General features: G+C 69.5%; 12 protein-coding genes and 1 pseudogene. 8 read left to right on the forward strand and 5 right to left on the reverse strand.

From position 1 onward, the window contains the following. Nucleotides 1–18: 18 nt before the first annotated feature. From AC30N0_RS07995 to AC30N0_RS08010, 4 genes are all read right to left on the reverse strand, one after another. A complete protein-coding gene (locus AC30N0_RS07995) occupies nucleotides 19–597 on the reverse strand; it encodes a tetratricopeptide repeat protein (RefSeq protein ID WP_489517396.1) in 579 nt (192 codons plus the stop codon). After that, on the reverse strand, nucleotides 588–887 hold the full coding sequence (locus AC30N0_RS08000) for a hypothetical protein (RefSeq protein ID WP_489517397.1): 300 nt from the start codon (nucleotides 885–887) through the stop codon (nucleotides 588–590). The genes AC30N0_RS07995 and AC30N0_RS08000 overlap by 10 nt, the downstream gene beginning before the upstream one ends. Nucleotides 888–995: 108 nt before the next feature. After that, on the reverse strand, nucleotides 996–2546 hold the full coding sequence (locus AC30N0_RS08005; protein ID WP_489517407.1) for a malonate--CoA ligase: 1551 nt from the start codon (nucleotides 2544–2546) through the stop codon (nucleotides 996–998). After that, nucleotides 2546–3556 carry a Bug family tripartite tricarboxylate transporter substrate binding protein gene (locus tag AC30N0_RS08010; RefSeq protein WP_489517398.1) on the reverse strand — a complete coding sequence of 337 codons (1011 nt, stop codon included), beginning with the start codon at nucleotides 3554–3556 and terminating at the stop codon, nucleotides 2546–2548. The genes AC30N0_RS08005 and AC30N0_RS08010 overlap by 1 nt, the downstream gene beginning before the upstream one ends. A gap of 226 nt (nucleotides 3557–3782) precedes the next feature. Between AC30N0_RS08010 and AC30N0_RS08015 the strand changes: the two genes are divergently transcribed. The 6 genes from AC30N0_RS08015 (at nucleotide 3783) to AC30N0_RS08040 (ending at nucleotide 9565) form a co-directional block, all read left to right on the forward strand. Then, nucleotides 3783–4970: a substrate-binding domain-containing protein gene (locus tag AC30N0_RS08015; RefSeq protein WP_489517399.1), complete on the forward strand. Its 1188-nt coding sequence runs from the start codon at nucleotides 3783–3785 to the stop codon at nucleotides 4968–4970. A 33-nt stretch (nucleotides 4971–5003) separates the two neighbouring features. Continuing rightward, entirely contained in the window at nucleotides 5004–5762 is a 759-nt protein-coding gene (locus AC30N0_RS08020) for an ABC transporter ATP-binding protein (protein ID WP_489517400.1), read from the forward strand. Next, a complete protein-coding gene (locus tag AC30N0_RS08025) occupies nucleotides 5759–6538 on the forward strand; it encodes an ABC transporter ATP-binding protein (protein WP_489517401.1) in 780 nt (259 codons plus the stop codon). The genes AC30N0_RS08020 and AC30N0_RS08025 overlap by 4 nt, the downstream gene beginning before the upstream one ends. Before the next feature lie 16 nt (nucleotides 6539–6554). After that, a complete protein-coding gene (locus AC30N0_RS08030) occupies nucleotides 6555–7589 on the forward strand; it encodes a branched-chain amino acid ABC transporter permease (protein WP_489517402.1) in 1035 nt (344 codons plus the stop codon). Between the two features lie 7 nt (nucleotides 7590–7596). After that, nucleotides 7597–8676: a branched-chain amino acid ABC transporter permease gene (locus tag AC30N0_RS08035; protein WP_489517403.1), complete on the forward strand. Its 1080-nt coding sequence runs from the start codon at nucleotides 7597–7599 to the stop codon at nucleotides 8674–8676. A 76-nt stretch (nucleotides 8677–8752) separates the two neighbouring features. Continuing rightward, on the forward strand, nucleotides 8753–9565 hold the full coding sequence (locus tag AC30N0_RS08040) for a transglutaminase-like domain-containing protein (protein WP_489517404.1): 813 nt from the start codon (nucleotides 8753–8755) through the stop codon (nucleotides 9563–9565). On the opposite strand, the gene AC30N0_RS08045 is transcribed toward AC30N0_RS08040, so the two are convergent. Then, nucleotides 9562–10332 (reverse strand): SIR2 family NAD-dependent protein deacylase, encoded by a 771-nt coding sequence (locus tag AC30N0_RS08045; RefSeq protein WP_489517405.1) that lies wholly within the window; start codon nucleotides 10330–10332, stop codon nucleotides 9562–9564. The genes AC30N0_RS08040 and AC30N0_RS08045 overlap by 4 nt on opposite strands. Before the next feature lie 116 nt (nucleotides 10333–10448). Here AC30N0_RS08045 and AC30N0_RS08050 point away from each other — a divergent pair, with 116 nt between their 5' ends. Together AC30N0_RS08050 and AC30N0_RS08055 are read left to right on the forward strand one after the other, a co-directional pair. Further along, complete coding sequence (locus AC30N0_RS08050) at nucleotides 10449–11483, forward strand: NAD-dependent epimerase/dehydratase family protein (protein WP_489517406.1); 1035 nt, start codon at nucleotides 10449–10451, stop codon at nucleotides 11481–11483. 16 nt (nucleotides 11484–11499) lie between these two features. Further along, a pseudogene (locus AC30N0_RS08055) lies at nucleotides 11500–12141 on the forward strand (hypothetical protein); the annotation flags it as partial.

The raw sequence follows: 12141 nt of genomic DNA on the forward strand, positions 1-12141 counted from the left end.
TGGCGCGACAGCCTGCCGTCACGCCGCCAGCCCGGTCTCGCGCTCCAGCTGGGCGGCGACCTTGGGCTCGAAATTCTTCAGGTGCGCGATGATCCGCTTGGCCTTCTCGGGCTCCTTGCGGTTCGCGTGCACGCGCGCGAGCTGGTACCAGCCGAAGGGGCTGAGCGGCTGCAGCTCGGTGTTCTTCTTCAGGGCGACCACGGCGTCTTCGAGCCGGCCCTGCTGGATCAAAGTCAGCGCCAGCCCGTACCAGGCGCGATCGAGCTTGGGCTCGAGGTCGAGGGCACGCCGGAACGCCGCCTCGGCGGCGGCGTGCTCGCCCAGCCGGTCGCGGAGAAAGCCGAGGTTGAACCAGTGGGCCGCACGGCGGGTCGGGTGCGCTTCGACCAGGCGCTGGGCGTCCGCCGCGGCCAAGGCGGTGCTGCCTTCTTCGGCGAGGAGGTGGGCCCGGCTGGCCAGCGCATACGCGTCGCTCGGGAAACGGGAGAGCATCCGGTCGAAGACGGATCGGGCGGCGGCGCGCCGCCCGACCACGAGCAAGGCCATGGCGCTCAGCTTCAGCCAGGCGTAGTTCCAGGTGCTCGGCCTCACCGGCATTGGTCGATCCCCACGCGAAGACAGATGTCGATCTTCGCTATTGTTGTCACCATCCAGATCGACGCAAGAAGGGCAAACGCGGCCAGCGGAACGTGTCGGTCCACGACAACGCGCGGCGTCATGAAGCGAACTGCCTTGATGACCGGGTTGGTCAGCACCTGCAGAAGGCGGTAAAAGAAGTTCTGCTCCCGCTTGGCCCCGGCAAGAAGGCCGAGGAGGAACTGCCCCGCCAGCGCCATCAGAGCGATCTCCGCCAGCAGCTTGATTGCGGAAACGGTCAACAACAGCATGGTCGGCCGAGACGTCCTGCCTGTCGGGTGACTGTGCGGCAGGGGTGGAGGGCGCATGATAAGACCGGCATTCTGCATGGGCACCGGCTCAGTACAAACCCTCGAGCGCTAGGCGAACAGGCCGCGATGCCTTTCGCGGAGCACGTTCTTCTGCACCTTTCCCATCGCGTTGCGCGGCAGCTCGGCGTCGATGAAGATCGCCTTCGGCACCTTGAACGACGCGATGCGCGCCTTCAGCACCTTCGTCAGGGCGGCAGGGTCGAGTGCCTCGCCCGACCGCGGCACGACGATGCCGACGACCGCCTCGCCGAAGTCGCCGTGCGGCACGCCCACGACGGCGCTCTCGGCGACGCCGGGGAGCTCGTTCAGGACGCTCTCGATCTCGGCCGGGTAGACGTTGTAGCCGCCGCTGATGATGAGGTCCTTGCTGCGGCCGACGATGCGGACGTAGCCCCGCTCGTCGACGAGGCCCACGTCGCCGGTGCGGAACCAGCCGTCCTCGGTGAACTCCTCGCGCGTCTTCTCGGGCATCTGCCAGTAGCCGGCGAACACGTTCGGTCCGCGCACCTCGATCGCCCCGGGGGTTCCGGGCGGGCAGGGCTTGCCGCCGTCGCCGCTCACGCGCAGACCGACGCCGGGGAGCGGGAAGCCGACCGTGCCGCCCCTGCGCTCGCCGTCGGCCGGATCGCAGGGATTCGAGGTCAGCATCACCGTCTCGCTCATCCCGTACCGCTCCAGGATCGTGTGGCCGGTGCGGTCGCGGAACTGGTCGAAGGTGTCGATGAGGAGCGGCGCGGAGCCGCTGATGAAGAGGCGCATGTTCCGGCACGCCTGGCGCGTCAGGCCGGGCTCGGCGAGGAGGCGGACGTAGAGCGTCGGCACGCCCATGAAGACGGTGGCGCGCGGCAGGAGCTCGGCGACCCGGGCGGCGTCGAAGCGGCCGAGCCAGAGCATGCGGGCCCCGGCGAGCAGCGCCCCGTGCGAGGCGACGAACAGGCCGTGCACGTGGAAGATCGGCAGCGCGTGGATGAGCACGTCGCCGCCCTCGGCCGGTGTGCGCCAGCCCCAGTAGCTCTTCAGCGTCGCGGCGTTCGATGCGAGGTTGCCGTGCGTCAGCATCGCCCCCTTGGCCCGGCCGGTCGTGCCGCTGGTGTAGAGGATGGCGGCGAGGTCGTCGGGCCGCCGCGAAACCGGCTCCTGGGTGGCCGGGAAATGCGTGGCTCGATCGAGCAGGGTGCCCTCGCGGTCGTCGCCGAGGGTAAAGACGTAGGTCGTCTCCGCAGCGAAGGCGAGCTTCGAGGCCCAGGCGAAGTCCTTCGGCGCGCACACGAAGACCGCCGGCCTGGCGTCGCGCAGGAAGTAGGCGATCTCGTCGGTCTTGTAGGCGGTGTTGAGCGGCAGGTACACATAGCCGGCGCGCAGCACGGCCAGGTAGAACAGCAGCGACTCGACCGACTTCTCGGCCTGCACCGCGATGCGGCTGCCCGGCTCCAGCTCGAGCGAGGCGAGCAGGTTGGCCAGCATCGCCGTCGCCCGCTCGATGTCGCGCCAGGTGTAGACCGATCCGGCCTCGACGTTCTCGATCGCCGCCGAGTCCAGCTCGGCCGGGAAGCCCCCGCGCAGTGCGACGAAGAGGTTCGCGTTCGCTACCTTCTCCATCATCCGTCGAGCTTGGCGCCGGAGGTGCGCACCACCTCGGCCCAGCGCTTCACCTCGCTGCCGACGAAGCGGCCGAAGGCGTCGCCGTAGAGGTTGGGCATCTCGGTCCCGAGGCCCGTCCACAGGGTCTGCAGATCCGGGGTGGAGAACGCCTTCTTCATTTCGGCCTGCATCTGGTCGACGATCTCCTTCGGCGTGCCCTTCGGGGCCCAGAGTCCGTACCAGGTCGCGACCTGGTAGCTGGCCAGGCCCTGCTCGGCGGCAGTGGGCAGGTCGGCGAAGCCCGGCGCGCGCTTGCTCGATGCTGCTGCGAGGGCACGGATGCGGCCGCTCTTGATGTGCGCCGACGACGAGCCGAGGCCGTCGAACATCACGTCGACCTGGCCGGTGATCAGATCCTGCAGGGCGGGCCCGGCGCCGCGGTAAGGGATGTGCGTGATAAAGGTCTTGGTCTGCAGCTTGAACAGCTCGCCGGCGAGATGGTGCGACGTACCGTTGCCGGCCGAGGCGTAGTTCAGCTTGCCGGGGTTCTTGCGCGCCAGTTCGAGGAAGCTCTTGAGGTCGGTGGCGGCGACACGCTGCGGATTGACGACGATCACCTGCGGCACGCTCGAGATCAGCCCCACCGGGATGAAGTCGGCCTCGATCGAATAGTCGAGCTTCGGGTACATCGACGGCGCGATGGCGTGGTGCACCGCGCCCACGAAGAAGGTATAGCCGTCGGGCGCCGCCTTGGCGGCCATGCCCGCGCCGACGGTGCCACCGGCCCCGCCCTTGTTGTCGATGATCACCTGCCGGCCCAGGTTGCGCGAGAGCACGGCCGTCAGGGGGCGCGCGAAGGCGTCGGTGCCCCCGCCCGCCGGGAACGGCACGATGAAGGTCACCGGGCGCGCCGGCCAGGCCTGGGCCCGGGCCACCGGCCAGGCGAACGGCGCGGCCAGGGCCGATCCGGCCGCTGCAGCCTGCAGCAGGCTACGCCGGCCAGGCGAGAAGTCGAAGGACGGGGGCATGCAATCTCCGTGGTGCGAGGACGAGTGGCGACCCATTCTTCTTGCCTCGCAACAGGCGTCAATCCCGAATAGCACGCATCCGCGGGACGTCGTCGGCGGCACGCCGCCTGCCAGCGGACGCAGCGGGCCTCGCGCCGTGACGCGGCTGTTCAGCCCCTCGAACGCCGAACGATCCCCTAAACTCCGCCGCCTCGCGCCCCTCGGCCGTCGCATCAAGGAGAGTCCCATGAACGTCAGCCGCCTGCTCGCCGCCACCGTGGCGGCGCTCTGCGCCAGCCTGCCCGCAGCCGCGCAGAACAAGAACGAGATCCGCATCGCCCACATCTACAGCAAGACCGGGCCGCTCGAGGCGTACGCCAAGCAGACGCAGACCGGCCTCATGATGGGGCTCGAGTACGCGACCAACGGCACGATGACCGTCGCCGGCAAGAAGCTGGTCGTCATCGAGAAGGACGACCAGGGCAAGCCCGACGTCGGCAAGAGCCTGCTGGCCACCGCCTACGGCGACGACAAGGCCGACATCGCCATCGGCCCGACCTCCTCCGGAGTCGCGCTCGCGTTGCTGCCGGTGGCCGAGGAGTACAAGAAGATCCTGCTCGTCGAGCCCGCCGTCGCCGACTCGATCACCGGCGACAAGTGGAACCGCTACATCTTCCGCACCGGCCGCAACAGCTCGCAGGACGCGATCGCCAACGCCGTCGCCCTCGACAAGGACAACGTCACGATCGCCACCATCGCCCAGGACTACGCATTCGGCCGCGACGGCATCAAGGCCTTCAAGGACTCGCTCAAGAAGGCCAAGATCGTCCACGAGGAATACCTGCCGCAGAACACGAGCGACTTCACCGCCGGTGGCCAGCGCGTCATCGATGCGCTCAAGGACAAGCCAGGCCGCAAGATCATCTACTTCTACTGGGCCGGCGCCGGCAACCCGCTCAAGGTCGCCGACATGGACCTCAAGCGCCACAACATCGAGGTCGCGGCCGGCGGCAACATCCTGCCGGCGATGGTTGCGTACAAGCCCTATGCCGGCATGGAAGGGGCCACTTACTACTACTTCGGCCTGCCCAAGAACCCGGTCAACGAGTGGCTGGTTGCCAACCACTACAGCAAGTTCAAGACCCCCCCGGACTTCTTCACCGCCGGCGGCATGAGCGCCGGCATCGCCGTCGTCGAGGCATTGAAGAAGAGCGCGGGCGACACCAACACGGAGAAGCTCATCAAGACGATGGAGGGCATGAGCTTCGAGACGCCCAAGGGCAAGATGACCTTCCGCAAGGAGGACCACCAGGCCATGCAGTCGATGTTCCACACCCGGATCAAGAACGATCCGGCGTTCGCCTGGGGCGTGCCCGAGATGGTGCGGGAGATCAAGCCCGAAGAGATGAACGTCCCGATCAAGAACAAGCGCTGACTCCGGTGCGGCGCCGGCGCACGTGACCCCTCCGTGCTCGAGACCCGCGACCTCACCGTCCGGTTCGGCGGCCACGTCGCCGTCGACCGCGTGTCCTGCGCCTTTCAGCCGGGCACGCTGACGGCGATCGTCGGGCCGAACGGCGCCGGCAAGACGACCTACTTCAACCTGATCTCCGGCCAGCTGCGCGCCAGCGCCGGCTCGGTCCGGCTCGACGGCCGCGACATCACCTCGGAGACGGTGTCGGCGCGCACCCACCTCGGCCTCGGCCGGGCCTTCCAGCTGACGCAGCTGTTCCCGAACCTGTCGGTGCTCGAGAACGTGCGCCTGGCGGTGCAGTCGCGCCGGCACGAGGGGCTGAGCCTGTTCGCCGTCTGGCTCGATCGGCGGGAGACGCTGGCCCGGGCGCGCGAGCTGCTCGAGCGGGTGCGCCTGGGCGAGCGTGCCGACGCTCCGGCCAGCAGCCTGCCGCACGGCGACCAGCGCAAGCTCGAGGTGGCGATGCTCATCGCCCTGGAGCCCAGCGTCTACATGTTCGACGAGCCCACTGCCGGCATGAGCGTCGACGACGTGCCGGTGATCCTCGAGCTCGTGCGCGGGCTGAAGGCCGACCGCGACAAGACCATCCTGCTCGTCGAGCACAAGATGGACGTCGTGCGCGAGCTCGCCGACCGCATCATCGTGCTGCACAACGGCCAGCTCGTCGCCGACGGGGAGCCGGCCGCGGTGATCGCGTCGCCCATCGTCCAGCAGGCCTATCTCGGGCTGGCGCCCGAGGCCGCGCCGGCATGAGCACCACCGCCAGGCCGATCCTCGAGCTCGCCGGCGTGCACACGCACATCGGCGCGTACCACATCCTGCACGGGGTCGACTTCGCCGTGCCGGCGGGCGAGGTGACGATGCTGCTCGGCCGCAACGGCGCCGGCAAGACGACGACGCTGCGCACCATCATGGGCCTGTGGAAGGCGTCGAACGGGAGCGTCGTCTTCGACGGCCAGCGCATCAACGGGCCGGGCGCGGCCGGCGACGCGTCGGCGCCCGCCCGCGGCACGCCGGAGATCGCCCGGCTCGGCATCGCCTACGTGCCGGAGAGCATGGGCATCTTCTCCGACCTGAGCGTCGGCGAGAACATGCTGCTGGCGGCGCGCGCGGCGCGAAGTTTCGACGGGCTCGACGCGGCCCGGCTCGACTGGCTGTTCGGCCTCTTCCCGGCCCTGAAGAAGTTCTGGCTCCATCCGGCCGGCAAGCTCTCGGGCGGGCAGAAGCAGATGCTGGCCATCGCCCGGGCGATGGTCGAGCCGCGCCGCCTGCTCCTCATCGACGAGCCGAGCAAAGGCCTCGCACCCTCGATCGTGCAGAACCTGATCTCGGCGCTGCGCGAGCTGAAACGGACGCAGACGACCGTGCTGCTCGTCGAGCAGAACTTCGCCGTCGCCCGGGCCCTCGGCGACAGTGTCGCGGTGATGGACGACGGCCGCGTCGTGCACCGCGGCGGCATGGCCGAGCTCGCCGACGACGCAGCCCTGCAGCATCGCCTGCTCGGGCTCTCGCTCGGCGCCCACCACTGACCGCAGGGACCACCGCATGAGCACCGTCGCCAGCCCTGTCGCCACCGCCGCGTCCGCCGCGGACGCGATCCCGAAGACGCGCTTCGACGCCGTGCCGCTGCTGCTGACCGCGGCGCTGGCGCTGCTCGCCTGGCCGTTCGTAGGCTCGTCGTCGACCTGGCTGACGCTGACCATCGCCGGCCTGGCGATGGGCATGATCATCTTCATCACGGCGTCGGGCCTGACCCTCGTCTTCGGCCTGATGGACGTGCTCAACTTCGGCCACGGCGTCTTCATCGCCCTCGGCGCCTTCGTCGCGACGACGCTGTTCGCCGCCTCGGGCGACTGGGCCACGGCGAACCACCTCGGCACCAACCTCGCCGTCGTCGCGCTGGCGATGGTCGCGGCGATGGTCCTCGCCGGCGCCATCGGCTGGGGCTTCGAGCGGTTGCTCGTGCGTCCGGTCTACGGCCAGCACCTGAAGCAGATCCTGGTGACGATGGGCGGCCTGATCATCGGCGAGGAGCTCATCAAGATCGTCTGGGGGCCGGCGCAGATCCCGCTGCCGCCGCCGGAGGCGCTGCGCGGCTCGATCCTCCTCGGCAACGCCAGCGTCGAGAAGCTCCGCCTCGTCGCCGTCGTCGTCGGCGCGGTCGTGCTGCTGGGGCTGCTGTACACGCTCAATCGCACCAAGATCGGCCTGCTCATCCGCGCCGGCGTGCAGGACCGCGAGATGGTCGAGAGCCTGGGCTACCGGATCCGCCGCCTCTTCGTCGGCGTCTTCGTCGCCGGCTCGGCGCTCGCCGGCCTGGGCGGGTGCCTGTGGGGCATGAACCAGCAGATCGTCGTTCCGCAGATCGGCGCCCAGGTCAACGTGCTGATCTTCATCGTCATCATCATGGGTGGCCTCGGCTCGACGCTGGGCTGCCTGGTCGGGGCCTTGCTCGTCGGCCTGATGACGAACTACGTCGGCTTCCTGGCGCCCAAGGTGACGATGTTCTCCAGCATCGGACTCATGGTCGCCGTGCTGCTCTGGCGCCCGCAGGGGCTCTATCCCGTGACCAGCCGCTGACCGCACCATGCTCGCCCGCCTGCTCTCGCACGACCTGCCGCGCAACCGCTGGCTGGCGCTGCTGCTCGCCGCCATCGTCGTCGGCCTGGCCCTGACGCCGTTCATCTTCCCGGGCACCAAGGCCCTCAACGTCGCCGCCAAGATCATCGTCTTCATCGTCCTGGTCGCCAGCTTCGACCTGCTGCTCGGCTACACCGGCATCGTCAGCTTCGCGCACACGATGTTCTTCGGGATCGGGGCCTACGGCATCGCCATCTGCAGCATCCGGATGGGCCCGGGCTGGCCGGCGGTGGTCGCCGGCACCCTCGGGGCGCTGGCGCTGTCGGCGCTGCTGTCGCTCCTGATCGGCCTGTTCAGCCTGCGCGTCAAGGCGATCTTCTTCGCCATGATCACGCTCGCCGTCGCTTCGGCCTTCCTGACCCTGGCGTCGCAGCTGTCCGACGTCACCGGCGGCGAGGACGGGCTGACGTTCAAGGTTCCGGAGGCGCTGCAGCCGGGCACCGCGTACGCGGCCGAGCCCTTCCTCGGCGCCGCCATCGACGGCCGCTTCCTCACCTACTACCTCCTCTTCTTCGCGGCCCTGGTGCTGGTGCTGACGTTGCTGCGCATCGTCAACTCGCCGTTCGGCCGCGTCCTGCAGGCGATCCGCGAGAACGACTTCCGGGCCGAGGCGATCGGCTACCGCACCGTCGTCTACCGCACGCTCGCCAGCGTCCTCTCGGCCCTGTTCGCGACGCTCGCCGGCGTCCTGCTCGCGCTCTGGCTGCGCTACAACGGGCCGGACACGACGCTGTCGTTCGAGATCATGCTCGACGTGCTGCTCATCGTCGTCATCGGCGGCATGGGCACGATCTACGGCGCCGTCGTCGGCAGCGTGCTGCTGGTCCTGGCCCAGAACTACCTGCAGGACCTGATGAAGCTCGGCGCCACCGCCGTCGAAGGCGTGCCGGTGCTGGCGCAGGTCGTCTCGCCCGACCGCTGGCTGCTCTGGCTGGGCATCCTCTTCGTGCTCTCGGTGTACTACTTCCCGAGCGGCGTCGTCGGCCGCCTGCGCGCGATGCGGGGCGCGGGGCCGGCCAAGCGCTGAACCGGCGCCGTCATACTTCGTCGGCTGGCACGCATCTCGCGTGCCTCGCCCCGTCATAGAGCGAACAGGAGTCAGCGTGCAGATCCGGGTCGGGTTCGAGATGGCGTTCCGCTGCCCGCAGCCGACGCCGATGCTGCTGGTCCTGAACATTCACCACGAGCGTGCCTCCGACCTCGTCCGGCCCGACCTCATCCTCACCACACCGGCGGTGCCGATGTCGTCGTACCGCGACCTGTTCGGCAACTGGTGCAGCCGCATCCTCGCGCCGGCCGGCCGCATCGTCATCCGCACCGATGCCCTGGTCAGCGACAGCGGCCTGCCGGACGTGGTGGCGCCCGACGCGGTGCAGACGCCGATCGAACACCTGCCCGAGTCGACGCTGGTCTTCCTGCTCGGCAGCCGCTATTGCGAGACCGACCAGCTCTCGGAGATCGCCTGGCAGCGCTTCGGCCACGGCCCGACCGGCTGGGCCCGCGTCCAGGCGATCTGCGACTTCGTGCACCGGCACATCGAGTTCGGCTACCACCATGCGCGCCGCACCCGCACCGCCTGGGAGGCGTACAACGAAGGGGTCGGCGTCTGCCGCGACTACGCCCACCTGGCGGTGGCGCTTTGCCGCTGCATGAACATCCCCGCCCGCTACTGCACCGGCTACCTCGGCGACATGGGCACCGAGCCGCCGTACGGGACGATGGATTTCGCCGGCTGGTTCGAGGCCTGGCTCGGCGACCGCTGGTACACCTTCGACGCGCGCAACAACGTGCCGCGCATCGGCCGGGTGCTGATGGCGCGCGGCCGCGACGCCTGCGACGTCGCCCTGTCGAGCACCTTCGGCCCGAACACGCTCGAGCACTTCAAGGTCTGGGCCGACGAGGTCGTGCCCGCCTAGCTTCCTTCTGCGGGCCCGGCGCCGCAGATCGCCGGCAGCACGACACCGATCGGCTCGCGCAGCACCGCATCGGCCACGCCGTCCATGGCCGTCGGCTGGTTGTTGACGATGACGATCCGCGCACCGGCACGGGCCGCGATCGGCACCATGCCGGCGACCGGATAGACCTGCAGGGTCGTGCCGACGGCGAGCAGCAGGTCGGCTTCGGCGGCGACGTCCATGGCCCGGGCGATCACCTGCGGGACAAGCGCTTGCCCGAACGAGATCGTGTCGCTCTTCAGGATGCCGCCGCAGTCGCTGCAGTGCGGGTCCGCCTCGCCGGCGCGGACGCGCTCGAGCGCGTCCTGCATCGGCGCGCGGCGGCCGCAGCCCCAGCACATCACGCGCCGCATCGTCCCGTGCACCTCGATCACGCGCTCGGGCGACTGGCCGGCGAGCTGGTGCAGCTCGTCGATGTTCTGCGTCACGAGGGCATGCAGCTTGCCGCGCCGCTCGAGCTCGACCAGGGCGCGATGGCCCGCGTTCGGCTGCGCGGTCCAGGCGCCGTGGTCGACGCGCGAGCGCCAGGCCGCCTTGCGGACCTCCGCGTCGGCCAGGTAGTTCTGGATCGTCGACTGCTTCTCGGCCGCCGGGTTGCGCGTCCACACGCCCTGCGGGCCGCGGAAGTCGGGGATGCCTGAGTCGGTGGAGATGCCGGCGCCGGTGAGAACCACGACCCGGCGGGCCGAGGCCATCCATTGCGCGACGGTGGAGAGAAGGGTGGACATGCGGAGGCGGAGTCGAATGCGTGGCGAGCATCCTAGCGAGGGAAAACGCTAGAACGGGGCGGGCGGACCGGTGCCTAGACTGTCGTAACTAATAGCTTACTTAGGACGAGGTCGGCATGTCATCTCCCCATCGGCTCCCCGGGCGAATCGAGGACGAAGCGCACCTCGAGGACCTGCTGTCCACCCCGTCGCAGGCGCTGATCGACGATCTCGCGCGGCTCGACGGCGACATCGTCGTCCTCGGAGTCGCCGGCAAGGTCGGCCCGACACTGGCGCGCATGGCGAAGCGGGCGGCGCCCGGCAAGCGCGTCGTCGGCGTGGCGCGCTTCTCCGAAGCCGGGCTCTCCGAGCAGATGCAGTCCTGGGGCATCGAGACGATCCGCTGCGACCTGCTCGAGCCGGAGTCCGTCGCCCGCCTGCCGAAGCTGGCCAACGTGGTCTACATGGCCGGCAAGAAGTTCGGAACGGACTCCGACCCGTCCTTCGCCTGGGCCATGAACACGCTGGTGCCGGCCACGGTGGCGCGCGAGTTCAAGGCATCGCGCATCGTCGCGTTCTCGACCCTGTGCGTCTATCCGTTCGCTCCGGTCGTGTCGCACGGCTGGGACGAGTCCGTTCGGCCGGGGCCCATCGGCGACTATGCGAATTCCTGTGTCGGCAGGGAGCGGGCGTTCGAGTACGGCTCGCGCGTCTGGGGTACGCCGGGCCGTCTGATCCGCCTCAACTACGCGATCGACATGCGCTACGGCGTCCTCGTCGACATCGCCAACTGGGTCTTCAGCGGCACGCCGATCGACATCGAGACCGGCCACGCCAGCGTGATCTGGCAGGGCGATGCCAACGAGCAGATCCTTCGCTCGCTGCTCCATTGCACGACGCCGACGTCGCCGCTCAACGTCGGCGGCCCCGAGCTGGCGAGCGTGCGCATGGTGGCCGAGGAGTTCGGCCGCCGCTTCGGGAAGAAGCCCGTCTACTCGGGTGTCGAACAGCCCACGGCCTGGGTCAACAACACGCTTCAGGCGCAACGCCTGTTCGGCTATCCGCGCGTGGCCCTGGCCACGATGCTCGACTGGGTGGCCGACTGGATCAGTCGCGGCATGCCCCAGCACGGCAAGCCCACCGGCTACCAGGTCCGTGCCGGCGCCTTCTGAACCGACGGCGGCCGCCATGGACGCCAGCGCAACGGGCCTGATGGCCTTCTGGTCGAACATCGATCCGGCCGACCAGCTCGCGTTCCAGCGCTGGCACAACTGCGAGCACATTCCGGAGCGGGTGGGGATCGACGGCTTCCTGCGCGGCCGGCGGTACCGATCGACGCTCGACAGCGACCGCTTCCTGATGTTCTACGAGACCCGCGACCCGCAGGTCCTCGGCAGCGCCCCGTACCTCGCTGCACTGAACGCGCCCACGGCGCGGACACGCGAAGCGCTGGCCTGGTTTCGCAAGCCGGCGCGCAGCGTCTACCGCCTCGAACAGACGGCCGGCCCGTCCCTGCGAGGCGCCTCGGCGGCCTTGGCGACGATCCGCTTCGACATCGGCGACTCCGCTGCTTCGGACGCTCGCGGTGACGCGGCCGGAGCGATCGACAACGCGCGGCTCGACATGCTCCTGGAGAGCGGCCTGTTCGACCGGGTGCGCATCTATCGCAGCGAGGGCAAGGCCCAGACCACGCTGACCAACGAGTCGGCGATCCATGGCGCGCTTCCGCCCGCGCTCGACGGCCTCCTGCTCGGCGAATCGGCCGAGCTCGGCCTGGCCGACCGGCCCGAGGTCGGGGAGCGCCTGCAGCAGCTGCTGTCGCGCGCCTTT

The organism is Rhizobacter sp., from assembly GCF_031412495.1.
In the GTDB taxonomy this organism is placed as follows: Bacteria; Pseudomonadota; Gammaproteobacteria; order Burkholderiales; family Burkholderiaceae_C; genus Schlegelella_A.